This window comes from Pseudomonas sp. GCM10022186 (assembly GCF_042656385.1).
Classification (GTDB): domain Bacteria; phylum Pseudomonadota; class Gammaproteobacteria; order Pseudomonadales; family Pseudomonadaceae; genus Metapseudomonas.
Genome location: NZ_JBHSOU010000001.1, coordinates 48,899 through 73,926, shown reverse-complemented (window position 1 = coordinate 73,926; position 25,028 = coordinate 48,899). Strand labels below are relative to the sequence as shown.

At 65.6% G+C, this 25,028-nt stretch carries 25 protein-coding genes and 1 other RNA gene; 4 read left to right on the top strand and 22 right to left on the bottom strand.

The window, feature by feature from the left end; genetic code table 11:
• Positions 1–35: 35 nt before the first annotated feature.
• The 16 genes from ftsA to rsmI form a co-directional block, all read right to left on the bottom strand.
• A complete protein-coding gene (ftsA, locus tag ACFPU0_RS00380; protein ID WP_377690815.1) occupies positions 36–1,286 on the bottom strand; it encodes a cell division protein FtsA in 1,251 nt (416 codons plus the stop codon).
• 21 nt (positions 1,287–1,307) lie between these two features.
• Positions 1,308–2,171, bottom strand: a complete 864-nt coding sequence (locus ACFPU0_RS00375) for a cell division protein FtsQ/DivIB (RefSeq protein ID WP_377690814.1) — start codon at positions 2,169–2,171, stop codon at positions 1,308–1,310.
• A gap of 4 nt (positions 2,172–2,175) precedes the next feature.
• Positions 2,176–3,123 carry a D-alanine--D-alanine ligase gene (locus tag ACFPU0_RS00370; RefSeq protein ID WP_377690813.1) on the bottom strand — a complete coding sequence of 316 codons (948 nt, stop codon included), beginning with the start codon at positions 3,121–3,123 and terminating at the stop codon, positions 2,176–2,178.
• Positions 3,120–4,559: a UDP-N-acetylmuramate--L-alanine ligase gene (murC, locus tag ACFPU0_RS00365; protein ID WP_377690889.1), complete on the bottom strand. Its 1,440-nt coding sequence runs from the start codon at positions 4,557–4,559 to the stop codon at positions 3,120–3,122. The genes ACFPU0_RS00370 and murC overlap by 4 nt, the downstream gene beginning before the upstream one ends.
• A gap of 13 nt (positions 4,560–4,572) precedes the next feature.
• Positions 4,573–5,643, bottom strand: coding sequence for an undecaprenyldiphospho-muramoylpentapeptide beta-N-acetylglucosaminyltransferase (murG, locus tag ACFPU0_RS00360; RefSeq protein ID WP_377690812.1), 1,071 nt, complete (start codon positions 5,641–5,643; stop codon positions 4,573–4,575).
• Positions 5,640–6,848: a putative lipid II flippase FtsW gene (gene ftsW, locus ACFPU0_RS00355; RefSeq protein ID WP_377690811.1), complete on the bottom strand. Its 1,209-nt coding sequence runs from the start codon at positions 6,846–6,848 to the stop codon at positions 5,640–5,642. Before ftsW ends, murG begins: the two co-directional genes overlap by 4 nt.
• Positions 6,848–8,194, bottom strand: a complete 1,347-nt coding sequence (murD, locus tag ACFPU0_RS00350; RefSeq protein WP_377690810.1) for a UDP-N-acetylmuramoyl-L-alanine--D-glutamate ligase — start codon at positions 8,192–8,194, stop codon at positions 6,848–6,850. Before murD ends, ftsW begins: the two co-directional genes overlap by 1 nt.
• 6 nt (positions 8,195–8,200) lie before the next feature.
• Positions 8,201–9,283 (bottom strand): phospho-N-acetylmuramoyl-pentapeptide-transferase, encoded by a 1,083-nt coding sequence (gene mraY / locus ACFPU0_RS00345; RefSeq protein WP_377690809.1) that lies wholly within the window; start codon positions 9,281–9,283, stop codon positions 8,201–8,203.
• Positions 9,284–9,285: 2 nt separating this feature from the next.
• A complete protein-coding gene (locus tag ACFPU0_RS00340; protein ID WP_377690808.1) occupies positions 9,286–10,650 on the bottom strand; it encodes a UDP-N-acetylmuramoyl-tripeptide--D-alanyl-D-alanine ligase in 1,365 nt (454 codons plus the stop codon).
• A complete protein-coding gene (gene murE / locus ACFPU0_RS00335; protein ID WP_377690807.1) occupies positions 10,643–12,106 on the bottom strand; it encodes a UDP-N-acetylmuramoyl-L-alanyl-D-glutamate--2,6-diaminopimelate ligase in 1,464 nt (487 codons plus the stop codon). The genes ACFPU0_RS00340 and murE overlap by 8 nt, the downstream gene beginning before the upstream one ends.
• Positions 12,106–13,836: a peptidoglycan D,D-transpeptidase FtsI family protein gene (locus tag ACFPU0_RS00330; RefSeq protein ID WP_377690806.1), complete on the bottom strand. Its 1,731-nt coding sequence runs from the start codon at positions 13,834–13,836 to the stop codon at positions 12,106–12,108. Before ACFPU0_RS00330 ends, murE begins: the two co-directional genes overlap by 1 nt.
• Positions 13,833–14,126: a cell division protein FtsL gene (ftsL, locus tag ACFPU0_RS00325; RefSeq protein WP_377690805.1), complete on the bottom strand. Its 294-nt coding sequence runs from the start codon at positions 14,124–14,126 to the stop codon at positions 13,833–13,835. Before ftsL ends, ACFPU0_RS00330 begins: the two co-directional genes overlap by 4 nt.
• A complete protein-coding gene (gene rsmH, locus ACFPU0_RS00320; protein ID WP_377690804.1) occupies positions 14,123–15,070 on the bottom strand; it encodes a 16S rRNA (cytosine(1402)-N(4))-methyltransferase RsmH in 948 nt (315 codons plus the stop codon). The genes ftsL and rsmH overlap by 4 nt, the downstream gene beginning before the upstream one ends.
• Positions 15,067–15,522: a division/cell wall cluster transcriptional repressor MraZ gene (gene mraZ / locus ACFPU0_RS00315; protein WP_377690803.1), complete on the bottom strand. Its 456-nt coding sequence runs from the start codon at positions 15,520–15,522 to the stop codon at positions 15,067–15,069. The genes rsmH and mraZ overlap by 4 nt, the downstream gene beginning before the upstream one ends.
• Before the next feature lie 319 nt (positions 15,523–15,841).
• Positions 15,842–16,200: RNase P RNA component class A (rnpB, locus tag ACFPU0_RS00310), an RNA gene on the bottom strand.
• A 54-nt stretch (positions 16,201–16,254) separates the two neighbouring features.
• A complete protein-coding gene (gene rsmI / locus ACFPU0_RS00305; protein WP_377690802.1) occupies positions 16,255–17,148 on the bottom strand; it encodes a 16S rRNA (cytidine(1402)-2'-O)-methyltransferase in 894 nt (297 codons plus the stop codon).
• 120 nt (positions 17,149–17,268) lie between these two features.
• Here rsmI and ACFPU0_RS00300 point away from each other — a divergent pair, with 120 nt between their 5' ends.
• Genes ACFPU0_RS00300 through ACFPU0_RS00285 form a run of 4 tightly spaced genes read left to right on the top strand, consistent with a single transcriptional unit; the run spans position 17,269 to position 20,594 of the window.
• A complete protein-coding gene (locus ACFPU0_RS00300) occupies positions 17,269–19,080 on the top strand; it encodes a penicillin-binding protein activator (protein WP_377690801.1) in 1,812 nt (603 codons plus the stop codon).
• Complete coding sequence (locus ACFPU0_RS00295; protein WP_377690800.1) at positions 19,077–19,445, top strand: YraN family protein; 369 nt, start codon at positions 19,077–19,079, stop codon at positions 19,443–19,445. Before ACFPU0_RS00300 ends, ACFPU0_RS00295 begins: the two co-directional genes overlap by 4 nt.
• A gap of 28 nt (positions 19,446–19,473) precedes the next feature.
• Entirely contained in the window at positions 19,474–20,067 is a 594-nt protein-coding gene (locus tag ACFPU0_RS00290; protein ID WP_377690799.1) for a phosphoheptose isomerase, read from the top strand.
• Positions 20,064–20,594 (top strand): BON domain-containing protein, encoded by a 531-nt coding sequence (locus tag ACFPU0_RS00285; RefSeq protein WP_377690798.1) that lies wholly within the window; start codon positions 20,064–20,066, stop codon positions 20,592–20,594. The genes ACFPU0_RS00290 and ACFPU0_RS00285 overlap by 4 nt, the downstream gene beginning before the upstream one ends.
• 49 nt (positions 20,595–20,643) lie before the next feature.
• On the opposite strand, the gene ACFPU0_RS00280 is transcribed toward ACFPU0_RS00285, so the two are convergent.
• The 6 genes from ACFPU0_RS00280 to rpsI all read right to left on the bottom strand — a co-directional run bounded on the left by ACFPU0_RS00280 (position 20,644) and on the right by rpsI (position 25,019).
• Positions 20,644–21,072 (bottom strand): ClpXP protease specificity-enhancing factor, encoded by a 429-nt coding sequence (locus ACFPU0_RS00280; RefSeq protein ID WP_377690797.1) that lies wholly within the window; start codon positions 21,070–21,072, stop codon positions 20,644–20,646.
• 10 nt (positions 21,073–21,082) lie between these two features.
• Complete coding sequence (locus ACFPU0_RS00275) at positions 21,083–21,700, bottom strand: glutathione S-transferase N-terminal domain-containing protein (protein WP_377690796.1); 618 nt, start codon at positions 21,698–21,700, stop codon at positions 21,083–21,085.
• Positions 21,701–21,789: 89 nt separating this feature from the next.
• A complete protein-coding gene (locus ACFPU0_RS00270) occupies positions 21,790–22,569 on the bottom strand; it encodes a cytochrome c1 (protein ID WP_377690795.1) in 780 nt (259 codons plus the stop codon).
• Positions 22,569–23,780 (bottom strand): cytochrome b, encoded by a 1,212-nt coding sequence (locus ACFPU0_RS00265; RefSeq protein WP_377690794.1) that lies wholly within the window; start codon positions 23,778–23,780, stop codon positions 22,569–22,571. Before ACFPU0_RS00265 ends, ACFPU0_RS00270 begins: the two co-directional genes overlap by 1 nt.
• Complete coding sequence (petA, locus tag ACFPU0_RS00260) at positions 23,780–24,373, bottom strand: ubiquinol-cytochrome c reductase iron-sulfur subunit (RefSeq protein WP_377690793.1); 594 nt, start codon at positions 24,371–24,373, stop codon at positions 23,780–23,782. The genes ACFPU0_RS00265 and petA overlap by 1 nt, the downstream gene beginning before the upstream one ends.
• A 253-nt stretch (positions 24,374–24,626) precedes the next feature.
• Positions 24,627–25,019: a 30S ribosomal protein S9 gene (gene rpsI / locus ACFPU0_RS00255; RefSeq protein ID WP_003448478.1), complete on the bottom strand. Its 393-nt coding sequence runs from the start codon at positions 25,017–25,019 to the stop codon at positions 24,627–24,629.
• Positions 25,020–25,028 lie beyond the last annotated feature (9 nt).

The window sequence follows — 25,028 nt, the reverse complement described above, 5'->3', positions numbered from 1 at the left end:
TCCTTTTTTAGTTTTTCGCCTACTGCGTACCGCGGTTAAAAATTGCCCTGGACCCAGCGCTTGAGCCGTTCCAGTACGGGAGCCTTGGCTTCTTCGGCAAAACCGAAGCTGCCGGCGGAAGAAGGCATGCCATCGGACTGTTTCCGCAGCCCGTACATCAGCAGGCCCACACCCGTTGAATAGATGGGGTTGCGCACGACGTCGGCGAGCCCCTTGATGCTATGTGGCAGGCCCAGGCGCACCGGCATGTGGAAGATTTCCTCGGCCAGTTCCACCGCACCTTCCATCTTCGCCGTGCCGCCGGTGAGGACGATGCCCGCCGGGATCAGGTCCTCGTAGCCGCTGCGGCGCAGTTCCGCCTGGACCAGGGTGAAGAGCTCGTCGTAGCGCGGCTCCACCACCTCGGCCAGGGCCTGGCGCGACAGCTCCCGCGGCGGACGGTCGCCGACGCTGGGCACCTTGATGGTCTCGCCGGCGCCGGCCAGCTTGGCCAGGGCGCAGGCGTAGCGGATCTTGATCTCTTCGGCGTACTGGGTCGGCGTACGCAAGGCCATGGCGATGTCGTTGGTCACCTGGTCGCCGGCGATCGGGATCACCGCGGTGTGACGAATGGCACCCTCGGTGAAGATGGCGATATCCGTGGTGCCGCCGCCGATGTCCACCAGGCAGACGCCCAGTTCCTTCTCGTCATCGGTGAGCACCGAATAGGCCGAGGCCAGTTGCTCGAGGATGATGTCGTCCACCTCGAGACCGCAGCGGCGCACGCACTTCTCGATGTTCTGCGCCGCATTCACCGCGCAGGTCACCACGTGCACCTTGGCTTCCAGGCGCACGCCGGACATGCCCAGGGGCTCACGCACGCCTTCCTGGTTGTCGATCACGTAGTCCTGGGCCAGGGTGTGCAGCACGCGCTGGTCGGCGGGGATGGCCACTGCCTGGGCGGCGTCCAGCACCCGTTCGATATCGGCGCCGCTGACCTCGCGGTCGCGGATCGCCACGATGCCGTGGGAATTCAGGCTGCGGATATGGTTGCCGGCGATGCCGACGAAAGCCGAGTGAATGCGGCAACCCGCCATCAACTGGGCTTCTTCCACCGCGCGCTGGATCGATTGCACGGTGGATTCGATATTCACCACCACGCCCTTCTTCAGGCCGCGCGACGGATGGGTGCCAATGCCGACGATTTCCAGCTGGCCGTCGGTGGTGATCTCGCCCACCAGCGCCACCACCTTGGAAGTGCCGATGTCCAGGCCGACGATCATCTTGCCGCTCTGTACGCTTGCCATGGTTCTAACCTTCTCTCTGATTCACTGCACGGCGACCGTGGTCGCCGCCGGGGCCTCGACCGGCGCCCGCCAGGCCACGGCCAGGCCGTTGGGATAGCGCAGGTCGACGCGCTCTATGTTCGCTATCTGATCCTTCAGCGTTTTCTCGTAGATCGAGATGAAACGTCGCATCTTCTCCACCAGATGATCCCGCCCCAGCAGCAGCTCGACGCCCTGGCCGGTGGACAGGAACCAGCTGCCGCGTTCACGTAGCTCCAGCCGGGCAATGGAGAAGCCGAGCGGGCGCAGCATCTGGCTGAGCATCTGGTATTGCTGCATCACCTGCTCCTGGGCCCGCTGCGGGCCCCAGAGCTGGGGCAGTTGTTCGTAGTGGGCCAGTTCGCGCGGGGCGAAGGCCTGGCCCTGGTTGTTCAGCAGCGCCTCGTCGCCCCAGCGGGCGATGGGGAGCTGTTCTTCCAGGCGGACCATCACCTGGTCAGGCCACACCCGGCGTACCTCGGCGTGGGCGATCCAGGGCATCTGCTCCAGCTCGCGGCGCATGCCCGCCAGGTCGATGCTGAAAAAGCTCGCGGCGATGTAGGGCGCGATGCGCTGCTGCACCGCCTGCTGGCTGACGTAGCTCAGGTCGCCCTGGACATTCACCTTGGCGATCGGCCGGTCGGCGTAGGGCAACAGCCGCTGCGCCGCCTCGTAGGCGCCGAGGCCGAGCACTGCCAGCATCAGCGGCCACATCAGCTTCCTGAGGAAACCGAAGCTGGGCTTGGGCAGGCGCTGCGACAGAGGCTCCTTGGCCACCATCCGGCTGGCGCCACGCGGCACCGGCTTGCGCGACGGGACGGCGCGGCCGATTACCGGTTCCTGACGGCGGATAGTGGCGCTTCGCATGGGATCAGCCCCTTGCCTCGACGCTGTCGGCGAGGATCGCCAGCACCAGTTGCTGGAAATCCAGGCCCGCAGCGCGTGCGGCCATGGGCACCAGGCTGTGGTCGGTCATGCCCGGTGCGGTGTTGACTTCGAGGAGCCAGAAACGCCCTTCGGCGTCCTGCATCACGTCGGCACGGGCCCAGCCCTGGATGCCGAGGGTTTCGCAGGCGCGCGCGGTGAGTCGCTTCAGCTCCTCCTCCTTGTCCGCCTCCAGACCGCAGGGGATCTGGTAGCGGGTGTCACTGGCCAGGTACTTGGCGTCGTAGTCGTAGAAGGTGTGCGGGGTGCCAAGGCGGATGGGCGGCAGCACCTCGCCGCGCAACCAGGCGACGGTGAACTCCGGGCCCTGGATCCACTGCTCCACCAGCACCTGCGGGTCGTAAACGGCGGCATCACGCCAGGCCTCGACCAGCGCGTCGACGCTCTCCACCTTGGCCATGCCGATGCTGGAGCCTTCATGGGCCGGCTTGACGATCAGCGGGAAACCCATCTCGGCCGCGGCGCTGCGGCAGTCGTCCTCGCTGGCGAGCACGGCGTGGCGCGGCGTCGGCAGGCCGAGGCTGATCCACAGCTGCTTGGTGCGCAGCTTGTCCATGGCCAGGGCGGACGCCAGGATGCCGCTGCCGGTGTAGGGGATGTCCAGGCACTCCAGCAGGCCCTGCATGCTGCCGTCTTCGCCGCCACGGCCATGGAGGATGATGAAGGCGCGGTCGATCTTCTCCGCCTGCAGGCGCTCGAGCAGGTCGTCGCCGACATCGATGCCGAAGGCATCCACACCGGCCGACTGCAGGGCCTGCAGCACCATGGCGCCGGACTTCAGCGAAACCTCGCGCTCGGCGCTCTTGCCGCCGTAGAGCACGGCGACCCGGCCGAATGCGGCGGGCTCGAGGGTGGATTTCAGTTGCGCGCTCATTTCGTCTTCCTCTTGGCGGCGTCGTCGGACTGGCCGCCAAACAACGGGTTCTGGATCAGTTGCGGCGCCAGCGCGCCGATGTCGCCGGCGCCCTGGCAGAGCAGGATGTCGCCGGGGAGCAGCAGCGGTTTGACCAGGGGCGCCAGGTCGACGCCGCGCTCGATGTAGATCGGGTCCAACTGGCCGCGCTGGCGGATGCTGTGACAGAGCTGACGGCTGTCGGCACCGGGAATCGGCTCTTCGCCGGCCGGATAGACCTCCATCAGCAACAGGACGTTGGCTTCACCCAGCACCTGCACGAAATCGTCGTAGAGGTCGCGGGTGCGGCTGTAGCGGTGCGGCTGGTAGACCATCACCAGGCGGCGCTCCGGCCAGCCGCCGCGCACGGCCTTGATCACCGCCGCCACTTCGCGGGGGTGGTGGCCGTAGTCGTCCACCAGCATCACGTTGCCGCCTTCCACTTCCAGCTCGCCATAGACCTGGAAGCGCCGGCCCACACCCTGGAAGCCGGACAGGCCCTGGACGATGGCCTCGTCGCTGATGCCTTCGTCGGTGGCGATGGCGATAGTGGCCAGGGAGTTCAGCACGTTGTGGTTGCCCGGCATGTTCACCGAGACGTCCAGCGGTTCGCGGTCCTTTCTCAGGACGGTGAACCAGGTGCGCATGCCTTCCTGGCGCACGTTGATGGCGCGTACGTCGGCGTCCTCGGCGAAACCGTAGGTCACTGTGGGGCGGGCCACCTGCGGGAGAATATCGCGGACCACCGGGTCGTCCACGCAGAGCACCGCCAGGCCGTAGAACGGCAGGTTGTGGAGGAACTCGACGAAGGTCTTCTTCAGCTTGTTGAAGTCGCCTTCGTAGGTGCTCATGTGGTCCGCATCGATATTGGTGACCACGGCCACCATCGGCTGCAGGTGCAGGAAGCTGGCGTCGCTCTCGTCGGCCTCGGCCACCAGGTAGCGGCTGGTGCCCAGCTGGGCGTTGGTGCCGGCGGCATTCAGGCGGCCGCCGATGACGAAGGTCGGGTCCAGTCCGCCGGCGGCGAACACCGAGGAGATCAGGCTGGTGGTAGTGGTCTTGCCGTGGGTGCCGGCGACGGCGATGCCATGGCGATAGCGCATCAGCTCGGCGAGCATTTCGGCCCGCGGCACCACCGGGATGCGGCGTTCGAGGGCGACGGCCACCTCGGGATTGGACTTGTTCACGGCGCTGGATACCACCAGCACATCAGCGTGCTCGGCGTTCTCGGCACGGTGACCGATGAAGATCTGCGCACCGAACTTTTCCAGGCGCTCGGTGACTGCCGAAGTCTTGAGGTCGGAACCGGACACCCGGTAGCCCAGGTTCAGCAGCACTTCGGCGATCCCGCACATGCCCACGCCGCCGATGCCGACGAAATGGATGCGGCGGATCCGGCGCATTTCGGGCTGGGGCATGGCTTTCTGGCTCTCAACCACGGGCCACCTCCAGGCAGATCTCGACCACGGTACGGGTAGCGGCGGGCTTGGCCAGACGGCGGGCGGTGGCGCCCATGGCCTTGAGTTTTTCGGGCTGCATCAGGACCTCGGTCAGCTGAGCGGCCAGCTTGGCCGCATCAGTGGAATGTTGCGGAAGAAGGACAGCCGCGCCCTCCTTCGCCAGGTATTGGGCATTGCGCGACTGGTGGTCGTCGATCGCATGGGGCAGCGGCACCAGGAACGAGGGCAGGCCGGCGGCGGCCAGTTCGCTCACGGTCAGGGCTCCGGCACGGCAGATGACCAGATCGGCCCAGGCATAGGCACGAGCCATGTCCTTGATGAAGGGCGCGACCTGGGCTTCGACCGCAGCTTCGCGATAACGCTCCGCGGTGATCTCGTCATGTTTGCGGCCGGCCTGGTGGAACACCTCCGGACGCAGGTCCGCGGGCACCTTGGCCAGGGCTTCCGGCAGCAGCTTGTTCAGCGGTTCGGCGCCCAGGCTGCCGCCCAGCACCAGCAGGCGCGGCTTGCGCCCGCCCAACGCATCCCGCGGTGTCTCCAGGAACAGTTCCTCGCGTACCGGATTGCCGGTGGTACGCCGCTTGTCGCTTTTGCCGAAGGTGTCGGGGAAGGCTTCGCACACGCGACTGGCGAACGGCACCAGGCTGCGGTTGGCGGTACCGGCCACGGCGTTCTGTTCGTGGATGACCAGCGGTACGCCGGACAGGCGCGCGGCGAGGCCACCCGGGCCGGTGACGTAGCCGCCCATGCCCAGCACGCAGACCGGCTTGAGTTCGCGCAGGATGCGACGCGCCTGGAACAGCGACTTGAGCAGTACGAAGGGCGCCTTGAGCAACGACATCAGGCCCTTGCCGCGCAAGCCACTGACCTGGATCAGGTGCAGCGGCAGGCCGGCCTGGGGTACCAGTTCGTTCTCGATGCCTTTCGGCGTGCCCAGCCAGTGCACCTTGAAGCCGCGGGCCTGGAACTCGCGGGCGCAGGCCAGGGCGGGGAACACGTGGCCGCCGGTGCCGCCGGCCATGATCAGCACATTGCCGCTCATGGGCGCACCTCCTCGTCGAAGAAATCGCTCTCGACGAACTCCACTTCCTCGTTGCCCAGTTGGGTGCGCCGCTCCCACTCGATACGCAGCAGCAGCGCGAGGCTGACGCAGCAGATCACCAGGGAACTGCCGCCGTAGCTGAGGAACGGCAGGGTCAGGCCCTTGGTCGGCAGCAGGCCGACGTTCACGCCGATGTTGATCAGCACCTGGCCGATCCAGAGGAAGGCCAGGCCATAGGCGACATAGGCCGCGAAGTACTGGCGTGCCTTCTCGGCCCAGAGGCCGATATACAGGGCACGGACGCTGACGAAGACGAACAGGCCGACGGTGGCCAGGGCACCGATCATGCCCAGCTCTTCGGCCAGCACGGCGAAGACGAAGTCGGTGTGCGCTTCCGGCAGGTAGAACTGCTTCTGGACACTGTTGCCCAGCCCCACGCCGAACCATTCGCCACGGCCGAAGGCGATCAGCGCCTGGCTCAGCTGGTAGCCGGCACCGTACTGGTCCGCCCAGGGATCGATGAAGTTGGTCAGGCGCTGCATCCGGTAGCTCTGGCTGGTCATCACCAGCACGCCGGCGGCGAGGACCCCGCCGGCCAGCGGGATGAAGCGCACCAGGTTGATGCCGCCGAGGAACAGCATGGCGATGCAGGAGCCGACCAGCACCACGGTGGCGCCGAAGTCCGGCTCGGCCAGGAGCAGCACGGCGATGGGGCCCAGCACCAGCATCGGCTTGATGAAGCCGGTGAGTTTCTCGCGCACTTCGTCCTGACGGCGAACCATGTAGCCGGCGATGAACATCACGGTGAACAGCTTGGCCAGTTCGGACGGCTGCAGGTTGAACAGGCCGAAGCCGATCCAGCGCTTGGCGCCATTGATCTCTCGGCCGATGCCGGGCAGCAGCACCATGATCAGCAGGACGGTAGCGGCCAGCATCAGGCGCGCGCCGTGGCGCTGCCAGAAGGCCATGGGCACCTGCAGGGTGAGCAGGCCCGCGCTGAGGCCGATGACCAGGTAAACCAGGTGGCGGATCATGTGGTACATCGGATTGCCGGACTGCGCCGCGGCGACTTCCGACGAAGCCGAGGTGATCATCACCAGGCCCAGGCCGAGCAGCGTCAGGCAGCCGGCCAGCAGCGGGAAGTCGATGTCGATGCCGCGGCGACTGCGCAGCGGCGACGGGGAGTCGAGCAGACGGGCCAGCATCAGGCGAGCCCCTCCACGGCCTGGGCGAACAGGCGCCCGCGTTCTTCGAAGTTCTTGAACATGTCCAGGCTGGCGCAGGCAGGCGACAGCAACACCGCATCGCCGGCCTCGGCCAGTTCGGCACAGCGCTGCACCGCTTCGTCCAGGGTCCCGACCCGCACCAGCGGCACGGCATCGCCCAGGGCTCCGGCGATCAGTTCGGCATCGCGCCCCAGCAGCACCACCGCGCGGCAGAAGCGCGCCACCGGCGCCTGGAGGCCGGAAAAATCCGCGCCCTTGCCGTCACCACCGGCGATCAGCACCAGCTTGCCGTCGATATCGGCACCGAGGCCTTCGATGGCTGCCAGGGCCGCGCCGACGTTGGTGGCCTTGGAATCGTCGTAGTAGGACACGCCACGCAGCTCGCGCACCCACTGGCAACGATGGGCCAGGCCGGCGAAGGTCCGCAGGGTGTCCAGCATGGGCTGGAACGGCAGGCCCACGGCATGCCCCAGGGCCAGCGCGGCCAGCGCGTTGGCCTGGTTGTGAGCCCCGCGCACCCTCAGTTCGCGCACCGGCATCAGCTTGTCGAACTGGTAGGCCAGGTACTTCTCGCCCTCCTCCTCGATCAGGCCGAAGGACTTGAAGTCGGGCTTGTTCAGGCCGAAGGTCCAGCAGGGCAGCTGGTCGGCCACCAGCGGACGCGACAGGGCGTCGCCACGGTTGACCACCACCTGGCGGGCGCCTCGGAAGATGCGGTGCTTGGCCAGGTGGTAGGCCTGCATGTCGGCGTAGCGGTCCATGTGGTCTTCGCTGACATTGAGCACGGTGGCCACCTCGGCGTTCAGCCGATCGGTGGTTTCGAGTTGGAAGCTGGACAGCTCCAGTACATAGAGTTCGACGTCGTCGGCCAGCAGGTCCAGGGCCGGGGTGCCGAGATTACCGCCTACGGCGACACGTTTGCCGGCGGCCTTGGCCATGTCGCCCACCAGGGTGGTGACGGTGCTCTTGGCGTTGGAACCGGTGATGGCGACTATCGGTGCCTTGGCGTGGCGGGTGAACAGTTCGATATCGCCGGACAACCGGGTCCCGCGCCGCGCGGCTTCCTGCAGGGCGGGCGTGGCCAGGGCGAGGCCGGGGCTCACATAGAGCTCGCTGGCGCGGCAGAGGAAGTCCGGATCGAGCTCACCACAACGCACGTCCACCTGTGGGTACTGGCTGCGGAGCGTCGCCAGTTCCGGCGGGTTCGCGCGGGTATCGGCCACGGCAAACGGAACGCCCTGGCGCGCCAGGAAGCGCACCAGGGACATGCCGCTCTTGCCGAGGCCGACAACGATGCGGAACTGGTCGGAAGCGATCAGCGTCACTCTCGGTTACCTCAATTTCAGGGTTGCCAGGCCGATCAGTACCAGGATCACGGTGATGATCCAGAACCGTACGATCACCCGGGGTTCGGGCCAGCCTTTCAGCTCGAAGTGGTGGTGAATAGGGGCCATGCGGAAAACACGACGGCCGGTCAGCTTGAAGGAGGCGACCTGGATCATCACCGACAGGGTCTCCATGACGAACACGCCCCCCATGATGAACAGCACCACTTCCTGACGGACGATCACGGCGATGGTGCCGAGGGCGGCGCCCAGGGCCAGGGCACCGACGTCGCCCATGAAGACCTGGGCCGGGTAGGTGTTGAACCAGAGGAAGCCGAGGCCGGCGCCCACCAGGGCGGCGCAGAACACGATCAGCTCGCCGGAGCCCGCCACGTAGGGGATCAGCAGGTATTCGGCGAATTTGATGTTGCCCGACAGGTAGCAGAAGATCCCCAGCGCGCCGCCGACCATCACGGTGGGCATGATGGCCAGGCCGTCGAGGCCGTCGGTCAGGTTCACCGCGTTGCTGGAGCCGACGATCACGAAGTAGGTCAGCACCACGAAGCCGATCCCCAGGGGGATCTCGATGTTCTTCACCAGCGGCAGGATCAGGGTGGTCTCGGCGGGAGTGCTGGCGGTCATATAAAGGAAGACCGCCGCGGCGATGCCGAACACCGATTGCCAGAAATACTTCCAGCGGCTCGGCAGGCCGCGGGAGTTCTTCTCGATCACCTTGCGGTAGTCGTCCACCCAGCCGATGGCGCCGAAGGCCAGGGTCACGGCGAGCACCACCCAGACGTAGCGGTTGGACAGGTCCGCCCAGAGCAGGGTGCTGATGGCGATGGCGGTCAGGATCAGCGCGCCGCCCATGGTCGGCGTGCCGGACTTCGACAGGTGCGATTGCGGGCCGTCATTACGCACGGCCTGGCCGATCTGGCGGATCTGCAGGGTGCGGATCATCCAGGGACCGAGCCAGAGCGACAGCGACAGGGCTGTCAGGACGCCGAGAATCCCGCGCAGGGTCAGGTACTGGAATACGCCGAACCCTTTGTAGAACTGTTGCAGGTACTCAGCGAGCAGCAGCAGCATGATTAGTGAGCCTCCCCCGTCCCGCAGAATGCCGCGACGACTTTGTCCATCGCCGCGCTACGGGAGCCTTTGATCAGAATTGTGGTGTTTGTGTCCTGCTCGCCGGCCAGCGCCTCGATCAGGCTGGCCTGGTCGGCGAAGTGGCGACCCTGGGCACCGAAGGCAGCGACCGCGTGCGCCATCAGCGGACCGACGGCGTACAAGGCGCTGACCTTGCCGCGAGCGTATTCGCCGACTTCGCGGTGGCCCTGCTCGGCCCATTCGCCGAGTTCGCCCATATCCCCGAGCACCAGGACGGTGCGACCGGAAAAGCCGGCGAGTATATCAACGGCGGCGAGCATCGACGCGGGGTTGGCGTTGTAGCTGTCGTCGATCACGCGCATGCCGCTGGTGGCGAGCTGCGCTACGGCGCGGCCCTTCACGGGCTGCAGGTTTTCCAGGCCTGCCTTGATCCCGACCAGCGGCACACCCAGGGCATGGGCGGCGGCGGCGGCAGCCAGGGCATTGGCGACGTTGTGCGCCCCCAACAGGTTGAGCTGGATGTCCGCGTCGCCGGCCACGCCACGTAGGCTGAAGGCCATGCAGCCGCGGGCATCGCGGGTCAGGTTCTCGGCACGCAGGTCGGCGTCGGCATCGCTCAGGGCGAAGCTCAGCACCTTGCGCCCGGCTGCGCGCTTGTGCCAGGCGGCGAAGGCGCGGTCGTCACGATTGAGCACCGCCACGCCGTCGGCGGGCAGGCCCTCGAGAATCTCGCCCTTGGCCTCGACTATCTTCTCCGGGCCACCGAACTCGCCCACGTGGGCGGTACCGGCGTTGTTGATGATGACCACCTGCGGCCGGGTCAGGCCGACGGTATAGAGAATCTCGCCGACCCGCGAGGCGCCCAGTTCGATCACCGCGCTGTCGTGTTCGGCGCCCAGTTCCAGCAGGGTCAGGGGCACGCCGAGGTCGTTGTTCAGGTTGCCACGGGTGGCCAGCACCGAACCCTGGGTACGCAGGATGCTGGCGAGCATTTCCTTGACCGTGGTCTTGCCGCTGGAACCGGTGACCGCCGCCACGCGGCCGCTGAAACCGTCGCGGTTATAGGCGCCCAGGCAGCCCAGGCCTTCGCGGGTATCGGCCACCAGCAGCTGCGGGATCGGCGCATCGGCCACCTTGCGCTGTACCAGGGCGGCGACGGCGCCCTTGGCGGCGACGTCGGCCAGGTAGTCATGACCGTCGAAACGCGGACCGACCAGGGCAATGAACAGCTGGCCCGGCTCGATCTTGCGGCTGTCGCTGGAAACGCCGGTGAAGTCGACGTCCGCGCCCACCAATTCGGCCTGCAGCGGCCCGAGGAGTTCGGACAGGCGGAAGGGCTTAAGCATGGGGCACCTCCCAGGCGTCCAGCGCATTGGCGGCTTCGTCCAGATCGGAAAACGGATGGCGCACGCCGGAGATCTCCTGGTAATCCTCGTGGCCCTTGCCAGCCAGCAGCACCACATCGTCGATGCCGGCGGAACCGATCAGCCGGGCGATGGCCTGGCCGCGACCGGCGACGAACTCCACTCCCGCGGCATCGGCGAAACCCGGGCGGATGTCGTCGAAGATCTGCCCGGGCTCTTCGCTGCGCGGGTTGTCATCGGTGACCAGGACGTGGTCGGCCAGGCGCTCGGCCACTTCGGCCATCAGCGGGCGCTTGCCACGATCGCGGTCGCCGCCACAGCCGAACAGGCAGAGCAGACGGCCACGCACATGGGGACGCAGGGCCTGCAGAACCTTCTCAAGGGCATCCGGGGTGTGCGCGTAGTCGACCACCACCAGGGGCTTCTCACCGCCGCCCAGGCGCTGCATGCGGCCGACCGGCCCTTGCAGCGACGGCAGGACGTGCAGCACTTCATCCAGCGGGTAATCCATGGCCAGCAGCGCGCCGACCACGGCCAGCAGGTTGCTCAGGTTGAAGCGGCCCAGCAGCGGGCTGCGCAGCAGGCCCTCGCCTTGCGGGGTGACCAGTTGGGCGCGCACGCCGTGGTCGTCGAACTGCGCTTCGCGGCAATAAAGGAAGGCACCGGCATCTTCCAGGCTGTAGCTGAGCAGGCGCGATTCGGCCGGCTCGGCTGCGAGCTGGCGACCGAACTCGTCGTCCAGGTTGATCACCCGCGCGCGCAGGTCCGGCCAGCGGAACAGACGGGCCTTGGCCTGCGCGTAGGACTCCATGGAGCCGTGATAGTCCAGGTGGTCGCGGGACAGGTTGGTGAACACCGCCACGTCGAACGCCAGCGCGGCGACACGACCCTGCTCCAGGCCATGGGAGGAGACCTCCATGGCCACGGCGCGGGCACCGGCCTGCTTCAGGTTCGCCAGGGTCGCCTGCACGGCCAGGGGATCGGGCGTGGTATGACGGCCGCTTTCCAGCTCGCCATAGAACCCGGTGCCGAGGGTGCCGACGATGCCGCAGCGCTCGCCGAGCAGGTCGAGGGCCTGGGCCAGCAGCTGGCTGACGCTGGTCTTGCCATTGGTGCCCGTGACGCCGACCAGGTTCAGGGCGCGGCTCGGCTCGCCATAGAAGCGGCCAGCGATGGCCGACAGCTGGCCGGCCAGGCCCTTGATGGCAATCAGTTCAGCGCCGGCGGCAACAGCCACTTCGGCACCGGCGGCCTCATAGGCCACGGCGACGGCGCCACGGGCGACGGCATCGGCGATATGGGCGCGGCCGTCCTGCTGGGCGCCGGGAACGGCCAGAAACAGGTCGCCCGGACGCACCTTGCGGCTGTCCAGGGTTAGTTCACGAATCAGGGTGGCGCCTTGCGCCTGGGGCAATAGCTGGTTCAGTGGCATGGGCATCAGATCCGCCCTCCTTTGCCGGTGGCCGCGTTCGCGGTCTGTTGTTCCTCGGTGGGCAGGTTGTCCGGCGCGATGTTCATCAGCCGCAGCGCGCCGGCCATGACCTTGCCGAATACCGGGGCCGAGACCAGGCCGCCGAAATAGCCCGCCTTGCTGGGTTCATCGATCACCACCACCATCGCGATGCGCGGGTTGGTGGAGGGGGCGAAGCCGGCGAACAGCGAGCGGTAGGCGTTCTGGGTGTAGCCCTTGGTTCCTACGCTGGCTTTACGCGCGGTGCCACTCTTGCCGGACACGTGGTATCCGGGTACCTGGGCGCGGAAGACGCCGCCGGGTGCCTCGACCACTTGCTGGAGCATCCCCTGCAGGGTCTTGGCGACTTGTTCGTCGATCACCTGGACACCGTCGACCCGGCTATCGGTACGGGTCAGGGACAACGGCACGCTCTTGCCGTTGTTGGCGATCACCGAATAGGCATGGGCCAGCTGGATGGCGGTCACCGAAAGGCCGTAGCCATAAGCCAGGGTGGCGGTTTCGGCCTTGGGCCATTTGCGATGGTTGGGCAGATTGCCGACGCGCTCGCCGGGAAAGCCGAGGCCGGTGTCCTGGCCCAGGCCCACCTGCTGCATGACGCGGTAGATGGACTCGGCCCCGATATCGAAGGCGATCTTGCTGATGCCGACGTTACTGGACTTGATCAGGATCCCGGTCAGGTCAAGCGCGGCGCTGCTGCGCGAGACGTCGCGAATGGTGTAGCGGCCGATCTGCAGGGTGCCGGGGTACACATCGACCACATCCGTCGGTTTCCAACGCCCGCTTTCCAGGGCGGCGCTCATGGAGAACGGCTTGACCGTCGAGCCGGGCTCGAACACGTCGATCATGGCGCGGTTGCGCATGGCCGCCGGCTGCAGGCTGCGGCGGTTGTTCGGGTTGTAGGTGGGCTGGTTGGCCATGGCCAGCACTTCGCCGGTCTTCACGTCCATGATCACCAGGCTGCCGGCCTTGGCGCCGTTCTCCACCAGGGCGTTGCGCAACTCGCGATGGGCCAGGTACTGCAGGCGCAGGTCGATGGACAGGGCCAGGGTCTTGCCGGGCTTGGCATTGCGGGCGACCTGCACGTCCTTGATCAGGCGGCCGCGACGGTCCTTGAGCACCTGGCGCTTGCCGGGAACGCCGGCCAGCCACTCGTCGAAGGACAGCTCCACGCCTTCGCGACCACGGTCGTCGACGTCGGTGAAACCCACCACATGGGCCGTCACCTCGCCAGCCGGGTAGAAGCGGCGGAACTCCTCGATGCCGTACACGCCGGGGAGCTTGTTGGCGAGGATGGCCTGGCCCTGCTCCGGAGTGAGGCCACGAACCAGGTAGAGGAATTCGCGATTGGCGTTCTGCTCGATGCGCTGGGCGAAGGCTTTCGGGTCCTGGGCCAGGGCCTGGGCGATGCGCGGCCACTGGTCGCGCAGCCCCATCAGGTCCTTGGGGTTGGCCCAGAGCGTGGTCACCGGGGTGCTCACGGCCAGGGGCTCGCCATTGCGGTCCGTGATCAGGCCACGATGGGCGGGAATCGGAATGTGGCGGACGCTGCGCGCATCGCCATGGGCCTTGAGGAAGTCATGGTCGATCACATGCAGGTCGACGATGCGCCAGGAAATGGCGCCGACCATGATGGCGAGCAGCCCCAGCACAAGGCGGAAGCGCCAGGGATAGAGGGCGCCTTCGAGCTTCATCATGGCGCCACCATCCGTACTTCCGCCGGATCGGGGATGCGCATCCTCAGTTGCTCGCTGGCCAGCGACTCGATGCGGTTATGGGCGGTCCAGGTGCTCTGTTCGAGAATCAGTCGCCCCCATTCGGCCTGTGCCTTGTCGCGCACGCTGAGCTCGGCATAGAGCTCGTTGAGCAACTTGCGATTCCAGTGCGCGCTATAGGACACCGCGATAGCGGACAGCAGCACCGCCACGAACAGCAGCAGCATCACCGTGCTGCCGGGGGGGAGCGGCTTGGCGTAGACGCGGCTCATCGCAGCTTCTCCGCCACGCGCATGACCGCACTGCGCGAGCGCGGGTTGGCCTTGAGCTCCGCTTCGGAGGCGTACTGCGGCTTGCCCAGCAGCTTCAGGCGCGGCACGAAGGCCGCCTGGCGCACCGGCAGGTCGCGGGGCAGTTTGTCGGCTTCGCCCTTGGCGTGCTTGCGCATGAACTGCTTGACGATGCGGTCTTCCAGGGAATGGAAGCTGATCACTACCAGGCGGCCGCCGACCGCCAGGGCTTCGAGCGCGGCATCCAGCCCCAGCTCCAGGTCGCCCAGCTCGTTGTTCACATGGATGCGAATGCCCTGGAAGGCGCGGGTCGCGGGATTCTTGCCCTTTTCCCAGGCCGGGTTGGCGGCGCTCAGCACGGCGGCCAGGTCGGCGGTGCGCTCGAAGGGCTTCTCGGCACGGCGCTGCACCACGGCGCGCGCCATGCGCTTGGCGAATCGCTCTTCGCCATAGTCCTTGAATACCCGGGCGATCTCCTCTTCGCTGGCACTGGCGATCCACTGCGCCGCGCTCTGGCCGCGGTCCGGATTCATGCGCATGTCCAGCGGGCCATCATTGAGAAAGCTGAAGCCACGCTCCGGATCATCCAGCTGCGGCGACGACACCCCCAGGTCGAGCAGCACGCCGTCGACCTTGCCCTCCAGGCTGCGCTGGCGCACCTCGTCCCCGAGCTCGGCAAAGCTGCGCTGCACAATGACAAAGCGGCCGTCTTCGGCCGCCAGAGCTTGCCCCGCCGCAATCGCTTGCGGGTCTTTGTCGAACCCCAGCAAGCGCCCACCGGGCCCGAGCCGCTCGAGGACGAGCCGGCTGTGCCCGCCGCGCCCGAAGGTCCCGTCCAGGTAACAGCCGTCCGCGCGCAGGGCGAGTCCCTCCACAGCCTCTTCGAGCAGTACGGTGATATGGCGGAAGCTGCTGATGGCGCTCACAGGATAAGGTCACGTAGTTCGTCCGGCAGGCCGCCGGGTTGTTTGATTGCCATGAGGTCGGCCTCGGAAATCGCGTTCCAGGCATCCTCATCCCACAGTTGAAATTTGTTCAGTTGGCCAACCAGCATCGCCCGCTTGTCCAGGCCGGCGTGTTCGCGCAGACGCGGCGGGACCAGGAATCGCCCGGCACTGTCCAGCTCCAGATCCACGGCATTGCCGATCAACAGCCGTTGCAGGCGGCGAGTCTCCTCACGCAGGGACGGCAGCTCGCGCAGCTTGGCCTCGATGAGCTCCCATTCAGGCAGGGGGTAGACAGTCAGACAGGGATCCACGGCATCGATCGTGACGATGAGCTGCCCACCACAACGCGACATGAGCTCATCACGATACCGGCTAGGCATCGCGAGTCGCCCCTTTGCGTCGAGACTGATGGCGTTGGCTCCGCGAAACACGGCTGCGCTTCCCCTTTGATTGGCCTTCCCTGCCAGTAAATCCCACTTCTACCCACTTCGCTCCACTTGCGCACACTATAGAAATGGCCCTGCCCCACCGTCAAGGCAGGCAAAAGGGGAAAATTCCTTACAGGACGGCAATTTAGCGAGGGTTCAGAAGGGTTTCGGGCGGTTTTGACGGGATAAAGAAGGAATAAAATCCAGCACTTACGGGAAGCTGAACTTCGAACTTAAAGTGGATTGTTAAGATTAAGATCTTTTCGGTATTTCGACGTAAGGAAAGAAGGGATAGCAGAGCTATATCGAAGAGAAGGGAAAAGCAGAGAGTCGATCTGTAAGCCGGGTTCTGTCGAGGACAGTCATTCATCTACGGCTGCCATCACTGACAGCCTTTAGCAACCTACCCGAATCCGACGCGGGCCACGCCATGGATTCCTATTTGGTCTTGCTCCGAGTGGGGTTTGCCTAGCCACGAACTGTTACCAGTCGTGCGGTGCGCTCTTACCGCACCTTTTCACCCTTACCGGCGCTTGCGCGCTTAGGCGGTTGTTTTCTGTGGCACTTTCCGTAGGCTCGCGCCTCCCAGGCGTTACCTGGCACTCCGCCCTGTGGAGCCCGGACTTTCCTCCCTCTCATAATCGTTGAACGATATGAGACAGCGACTGTCCGATCGACTCTCCGCCGCCAAGGTTACCGGCGGCGACTGCAAGCTGCAAGCTGCCTCAAGCGCTGTTACTCGCCCTTTCCGTTCCTGTCCGTTTTCGGCTGCCTGTCCAGCGCGGCCTGGTAGAGGAGGTTCTTGCGCACACCGGTGATCTCCGCCGCCAGCGCGGCGGCGCGCTTGACCGGCATTTCGCCCAGCAACAGGTCGAGCACGCGCAAGGCTTCCGCGCTAAGGGCGCTCTCGCCTTCCGGCGCCTGCCAGCCACCCACCAGCACCACGCACTCGCCACGCTGCTGATTGGCATCGGCCGCGACCCAGCCGCACAGCTCCTGCAGGGGAGCACCCTTCAGGGTCTCGAAGGTCTTGGTCAACTCCCGAGCCAGCACCGCTGGGCGGTCGTCACCAAACACCCCGCGCATATCCTCCAGGGACTCCAGCAGGCGATGGGGCGCCTCATAGAAAATGAGGGTTCGCGGCTCTTCCTTTATTTCCTCCAGGCGCGCACGACGGGCATTGGCCTTGGCCGGCAGGAAGCCTTCGAAGATGAAGCGGTCCGATGGCAACCCGGCGGCGGACAGCGCCGCGATCAATGCGCAGGCACCGGGCACCGGCACCACGGTAAAGCCGGCGGCGCGCGCCTGGCGCACCAGATGGAAGCCGGGATCGGAGATCAGTGGCGTACCGGCATCGGAGATCAGCGCCACATCCTCGCCCGCCTGCAGGCGCGCGAGGAAACGCCCCCCCTGGTCGCGCTCGTTGTGCTCGTGGCAGGCCGCCAGGGGTGTTCCTATGCCGAAATGCTGCAACAGGCGAGCCGAATGCCGTGTGTCCTCGGCCGCGATCAGCGCCGCTTCACGCAGTACCCGCAGCGCCCTGGCGCTGATGTCGTCCAGATTGCCGATCGGCGTTGCGACCACGTAAAGCGTGCCCGGGGCACTGCCAGCGGCGGAAGAAAGAGTCACAAGGCACCTCGGAAACGGCTGAAAGCGCGCATTGTATCCCGATTCACCGGACCGACATCGCGCCCCAACCAGGGCTTGGGTACAATCGCCACTTTCTTTAACGAGTATCGGGACCGATAAATGATCGCTTGCCTGCGTCCGCTCTCCGCCCTCTGCCTCGCCGGCTTGCTGGCCGCCTGCGCCAGCTCGCCCTCGTCCAGCCTTGGCGAACTGCCCCGCACACCCCAGGCCAGCATCGAGCAATTGCTGCAACAAGCCAGCGAAGCCGAGCCGGAAGAGGCTGTCCTGCTGCGCCTGTCCGCCGCCGACCTCGCCTACCAGCAGAAGGACGTCGGCCGCTCGGCGCGCATCCTCGAGCAGATTCCGCTGGACGGCCTGAAACCTGCGCAACAGATCTTCGCCAGCACCCTCACCGCCGAGCTGGCGATGGCCCGCAACCAGCCCAAGAGCGCCCTCAAGGCCCTGAATCATCCGAGCTTCGAGCGCCTCGCCGAACTGCCGGTGGAGCAGCAGGTGCGCACCCAGCTTGTCCGCGCCCGCGCCCTGGAGGCCGACGGCCAGACCCTTGCTGCCGCCCGTGAACGGGTGTACATCGCCCCCCTGCTCAGCGACGAATCCGCCAAGGCCAACCACGAAGCCATCTGGGCCCTGGTTTCCAGCCTGCCACTGGACCAACTGCATGACGGCGGCGACAAGGACCTGGTCGGCTGGCTGGAACTGGCCCGCCTGACCAAGACCGCCTCCACCCTGGAGCAACAGCAGGCCGCCATCGACAACTGGCGCGCGCAGAATCCGGACCACCCGGCCGCCAGGCAACTGCCGGACGCGCTGACCAAGCTCAAGGAAATCGCCGGCCAGCCGCTGACCAAGATCGCCCTGCTGCTGCCCCAGGAAGGCCAGTTGGCCTCGGTATCCCGCGCCCTGCGTGACGGTTTCCTCGCCGCCCACTACCAGGCCAAGCAATCCGGCCAGCCGCAACCGACCATCGAGATCTACGACAGCTCCAGGCTGACCTCCATCGACGACTTCTACCGCAAGGCCCAGGCCGACGGTGTGCAACTGGTGGTCGGCCCGCTGGAGAAGCCGCTGGTGAAACAGCTCAGCGCCCGCGAGCAACTGCCCATCACCACCCTGGCCCTGAACTACAGCGAATCCGGCCAGGAAGCGCCGGCGCAACTCTTCCAGTTCGGCCTCGCCGCCGAGGACGAAGCCCGCGAAGTGGCCCGTCGCGCCTGGGCCGACGGCATGCGCAGCGCCGTTGCGCTGGTGCCGCGCGGCGAGTGGGGTGACCGCGTCCTGCGCGCATTCCAGCAGAGCTGGCAAGCCGAAGGCGGCCGCCTGATCGCCGCCGAGCATGTCGACCAGCCGGTCGCCCTGGCCCAGCAGATCGCCGATCTCTTCCAGCTCCGCCAGAGCGAGTCCCGCGCCAAGCGCCTGCAGAACACCCTGGGCGTACCGGTGGCCGCGCAACCCGCGCGTCGCCAGGACGTCGACTTCATCTTCCTTGCCGCCACGCCGCAGCAGGCCCAGCAGATCAAGCCGACCCTGGCCTTCCAGTACGCGGGCGACGTACCGGTCTACGCCACCTCGCACCTCTACTCGGCGAGCAACGACCCGTCCCAGTACCAGGACCTGAATGGCATCCGCTTCTGTGAAACCCCCTGGCTGCTGGACAGCAACGATCCGCTGCGCCAGCAGGTGGGCAACCAATGGCCGCAGGCCGGCGGCAGCCTCGGCCGCCTCTACGCCATGGGCGCCGACGCCTACCGCCTGGCGCCGCGCCTGGCGCAACTGAAAGCCCTGCCGGAAACCCAGGTGGACGGCCTGTCCGGCCGCCTGAGCCTCAACCCCGCTCGCCGCATCGAGCGCCAGCTGCCCTGGGCGGAGTTCCGCAATGGCCAGGTGCAGCGCCTGCAAGACAGCGGCTCTTGACCGACAGACGCGCCTGCGGGCAGGCGGCGGAAGCCATTGCCCGCGCCCACCTCGAGGCACACGGACTGCGCCTGCTGTCCCAGAACTGGCTGTGCCGGCATGGCGAGCTCGATCTGGTCATGCTTGACGGCGATACAGTAGTATTCGCCGAAGTCCGCTACCGGCGTCACGCCGGATGGGGCGGCGCCCTCGAGAGCGTCGACGCCCGCAAGCGCGAAAAACTGGCATACGCCGCCCAGCAGTTCCTGCAGCAGGAATCGCGCTGGGCAAAATACCCTTGTCGATTTGATGTGATCGCCGTCGATGCAATGGACGGCGCTTCGCCCCCGCGACTGACCTGGCTGAAGAACGCCTTCGATACCTGATCGGTCGCCCCACTGAAGGTCTTACCCGATGGACATGCAACCCCGTATCCGCCAACTCTTCCAGGCCAGCATCGACACCAAGCTGCAGGCCATGGAAGTGCTGGCTCCGCACATCGAGCACGGCAGCATGGTGATGGTCCACGCGCTGCTCAATGAGGGCAAGATCCTGTCCTGCGGCAACGGCGGCTCGGCCGGCGACGCCCAGCACTTCTCCTCGGAATTGCTCAACCGCTTCGAACGTGAGCGCCCGAGCCTGCCGGCGATCGCACTGACCACCGACAGCTCGACCATCACCTCCATCGCCAACGACTACAGCTACAACGAAGTCTTTTCCAAGCAGATCCGCGCCCTCGGCCAGCCGGGCGACGTGCTGCTGGCCATTTCCACCAGCGGCAACTCCGCCAACGTGATCCAGGCCATCCAGGCCGCCCACGACCGGGAGATGGTCGTGGTCGCCCTCACCGGCCGCGACGGCGGCGGCATGGCCTCCCTGCTGCTGCCGGAAGATGTGGAGATCCGCGTCCCCTCCAAGATCACCGCGCGCATCCAGGAAGTGCACCTGCTGACCATCCATTGCCTCTGCGACCTGATCGACCGTCAACTGTTTGGGAGTGAAGAATGACCCGTTCCCCCCTGCTGCTCGCCGGCCTCGCCCTCTGCCTCGCCCTGTCCGGCTGCGGCGGCCGCACCATCGGCAAGGCCATCGACGACCAGTCCACCCCGTCCAAGGTACGCGCCAAGGTGGAAGGCGCCAGCGCCGACCTGAAGACCAACTCGCACATAGTGGTCGCCAGCTACAACGGCGTGGTGCTGCTTGCCGGCCAGACTCCGCGAGCCGACCTCAAGGAGCTGGCCGGCCAGGCTGCCCAGACCGCCCAGGGCGTACGCCGCGTGCACAACGAGCTGCAGGTGATGCAACCCTCGTCCACCCTGGCGCGCATGAACGACAGCACCATCACCACCAAGATCACCACCCAGCTGCTGGCCGACGAAAAGGTTCCCAGTTCGCAGATCAAGGTGATCACCGAGAACGGCATCGTCTACCTGCTGGGCCTGGTGACCCGCCAGGAAGCGCAACTGGCCACCAACATCGTCCAGAACGTTTCCGGCGTGCAGAAGATCGTCCGACTCTTCGAGTACACCAACTGACCGGCTGCGGCGGGCAGAAAAAAGGCGATCCGGAGGATCGCCTTTTTTATTACTTGACCACTTTCAGACTGGGGCGGCCACTGGGACGCGAGGGTTCACCCCCCGAACTCGGCGGCTCGCCGCCGGACGGGCCGTCATCGTCCGGCCCCGGATCATCACCCGGAAGCGGGGGCTCCAGATCGAAGACCATGCCCTGGCCGTTCTCCCGGGCATAGATGGCCATGACCGCGGCCGAGGGAATGTAGAGGCTGTGGGCAACGCCACCGAAGCGCCCCTCGAAGCTGACCGCTTCGTTGTCCATGTGCAGGTGGCGCACGGCGCTGGGCGAGACATTGAGCACGATCTGACCGTCATTGGCATAGCCGGGCGGCACACGCACACCAGCATGCTCGGCATTGACCAGCAGATGGGGCGTGCAATTGTTGTCGACTATCCACTCGTAGAGGGCGCGAACCAGGTAGGGACGACTGGAGTTCATCTTGGTCTCCTCAGCGCATTTCGCGCTCGACGGCGGACAGGCTGGTCCGGAAGGAGTCGCGGGCGAACGTGCGCTCCATATAGTCGAGCAGGGGCTTGGCCGGTCGCGGCAACTCGATGCCCAGGACGGGAAGGCGCCAGAGTATCGGCAGCAGGCAGCAGTCCACCAGACTGAAATCTTCGCTCAGAAAGAAGGGCTTGTCCGCAAACAGCGGCGAAACCCCGGTCAGGCTCTCCCGCAACTCCTTGCGTGCCTGGGTCTTGTCGGCGTCCTTGCTGCGGGGATCGAGAATGCGGTCCACCAGGGAACACCAGTCGCGCTGCAGCCGATGGATGAGCAGGCGGCTGTTGGCACGAGCCACCGGATAGACCGGCAGCAGCGGGGGGTGGGGATACCGCTCTTCGAGGTATTCCATCACCACGGTGGACTCGTAGAGCACCAGGTCACGATCCACCAGGGTCGGCACGCTGCCGTAGGGGTTGACCTCGGCCAGCCTGGGCGGGCAACGCCCCGGCTCGACATTGATGATTTCGGCGGCGACACCCTTCTCGGCGAGCACGATGCGTACGCGATGGGAATAGTGGTCGGCAGGGTCGGAATAACAGGCCAGCCTGTTGGTGACGGCCATTGCGCCCTCCTCGCTTGGGATTATTCAGGGGCAGAAAGACGCGCGCGCCCTTGAAGGGCGCGCGCTTTTTACAGGGGTGCAGCAGTGTATCAGTGCACGTCCTTCCAGTACTCGCGCTTGAGCAGGTAGGCGAACACGAAGAAGAACGCCAGGTACAGCAGCACGTAGGTACCGATACGCTGGCTTTCCAGCTTGACCGGGTTGGCTGAGTAGGCGAGGAAGGTCACCAGGTTCTGGACCTTCTCGTCGAATTCGGCTTCGGTCAGCTTGCCGGTCTTCGGCAGTACGGTGAGCTGGTCGCAAGCCTCATGGGTCAGCGGAGCGCCGGTCAGCGGGTCGAATTGCTTTTTGCCGCCCTCGACTACCTGGACCTGCTTGCAACCCACGACCTGACGACCTTGCAGGCCGGCCAGGACGTTCGGCATGCCCACGTTCGGGAAGACCTTGTTGTTCACGCCCCACGGACGCGCAGGATCTTCGTAGAAGGCGCGCAGGTAGCTGTACAGCCAGTCGGTGCCCCGCACGCGGGCAACCAGGGTCAGGTCCGGCGGAGCGGCACCGAACCACACCTTGGCGTCCTGGGGCTGCATGCCGATCTTCATGTGGTCGCCGATCTTGGCGCCGGTGAAGACCAGGTTTTCCAGCATCAACTCTTCAGGAATGCCCAGATCCTTGCCCACGCGCTCATAGCGCTGGAACTTGGCGCTGTGGCAGCCCATGCAGTAGTTCGCGAAGGTACGCGCGCCATCCTGCATGGCAGCCTTGTCGGTCAGGTCGATGTCGACCTTGTCCAGATGCACTTCACCACCGCTCGCGAAGGAAAGAGCCGGCAGCGCAGCGAAAACAAATGCAGCAAATAGCTTTTTCATCAGCCTGTCACCCTTTCCGGTACCGGTTTGGTTTTTTCCATCCTTGTGTAGAACGGCATCAGGATGAAGTACGCGAAGTACAGGATGGTGCACACCTGCGACAGCAGCGTACGGCCCGGAGTCGGCGCCAGAACGCCCAGCACGCCGAGGATGATGAAGGCGACGCAGAACACCAGCAGCCAGATACGGCTCAGCCAGCCCTTGTAGCGCATGGACTTGACGGGGCTGCGATCCAGCCACGGCAGCACGAACAGGATGGCGATGGCGGCACCCATGGCGATTACGCCGAGGAGCTTGTCCGGTACCGCACGGAGGATCGCGTAGAAGGGGGTGAAGTACCACACCGGCGCGATGTGCTCAGGGGTCTTGAACGGGTTGGCCTGTTCGAAGTTCGGCTTCTCGAGGAAGTAACCGCCCATTTCCGGGAAGAAGAACACCACGAAGCAGAACACGAAGAGGAACACCACCACACCGACGATGTCTTTCACGGAGTAGTAGGGGTGGAACGCGATGCCGTCCAGCGGAATGCCGTTCTCGTCCTTCTTCTTCTTGATGTCCACGCCGTCCGGGTTGTTCGAACCCACTTCGTGCAGCGCCAGGATGTGCAGCACGACCAGGCCGAGCAGGACGATCGGCAGGGCGATCACGTGCAGGGCGAAGAAGCGGTTCAGGGTGATCCCGGAGATCAGGTAGTCACCACGGATCCACTGGGTCAGGTCGTCGCCGACCACCGGGATGGCACCGAACAACGAGATGATCACCTGGGCGCCCCAGTAGGACATCTGGCCCCAGGGCAGCAGGTAGCCCATGAAGGCCTCGGCCATCAGGGCGAGGTAGATCAGCATGCCGAAGATCCACACCAGCTCGCGCGGCTTCTGGTAGGAGCCGTAGAGCAGACCGCGGAACATGTGCAGGTAGACAACGATGAAGAACGCCGATGCACCGGTGGAGTGCAGGTAGCGGATGATCCAGCCGTACTCCACGTCGCGCATGATGTACTCAACGGACGCAAAGGCTTCTTCGGCGGACGGAGTGAAGCTCATGGTCAGCCAGATACCGGTGAGGATCTGGTTGACCAGTACCAGCAGTGCCAGCGAACCGAAGAAATAGAAGAAGTTGAAGTTCTTCGGGGCGTAGTACTTGCTCAGATGGTCTTCCCACATCTTGGTCGCGGGGAAGCGCGCATCGACCCATTCCATGAATTTGCTCATCAGGCCTTCTCCTGGTCCACACCGACGACGATGACGTCATCCGACTCGTACGAGTACGGCGGCACCGGCAGGTTCAGAGGCGCGGGCTGCGCCTTGTAGACACGACCGGCGAGGTCGTAACGGGAACCGTGGCAGGGGCAGAAATAGCCACCGACCCACTCGGCACCCAGGTCAGCCGGGGCGACTTCCGGGCGGAAGGACGGCGAGCAACCCAGGTGGGTGCAGATGCCGACCAGCACCAGGATTTCCGGCTTGATCGAACGGCTGACCGGGTCCACGTAGGTCGGCTGCACCGAAGCCTTGGACTCGGGGTCGGCCATGCGGTCCTGGATCTTCGGCAGGTTCGCCAGGATTTCCTCGGTACGACGCACGATGAACACCGGCTGACCGCGCCATTCGGCGATGATCTGCTGGCCGGCCTCGACCTTGCTTATATTCACCTTGACCGGTGCACCCGCGGCCTTGGCCTTGGCACTGGGCAGCCATGACCCCACGAACGGGACAGCAGCCCCCACCGCTCCCGCCGCACCGACCACGGACGTGGCCGCTACGAGGAAGCGACGCCGGCCTGCATTCACGCCGTCATTGCTCATTCAGTCGTCTCCCATCAGCTTCTAGGCCTGTTGTTCAGGCCTTTACTAAGTAAAAAATCGAGCCGCGCAAAAAATTCGCCAAATGGTAAAGAAAACCCCCTTTGCTGACAAGGTAATAGCCGGATACAAATAGGCCGGAAGCCTTGAATGGCGGGGGATTCGAGCGTGCGACAAGCTGTCGCAGGGCATAACTTTCAGCGCATAAAAAAACGCCCAGTTCCGAAGAAACTGGGCGCTTTTTGCAAGCGTCGAATTAACGCTTGGAGTACTGCGGACGCTTACGCGCTTTACGCAGACCGACTTTCTTACGTTCAACTTCGCGAGCGTCGCGAGTGACGTAGCCGGCCTTACGCAGCGGGCTGCGCAGGGTCTCGTCGTATTCGATCAGGGCGCGGGTGATGCCGTGGCGGATCGCACCGGCCTGGCCGCTTACACCACCGCCGACGACGGTGACGTAGATGTCGAATTTCTCGACGGTCTCGGTCAGCTCCAGCGGCTGACGCACGACCATGCGAGCGGTTTCGCGGCCGAAGAAGGTATCCAGGCTGCGGTTGTTGATGGAAATCTTGCCAGTGCCCGGACGCAGGAAGACGCGAGCGGTAGCAGTCTTGCGACGGCCGGTGCCGTAGTTTTGAGTCGCCGACATAATGAACTT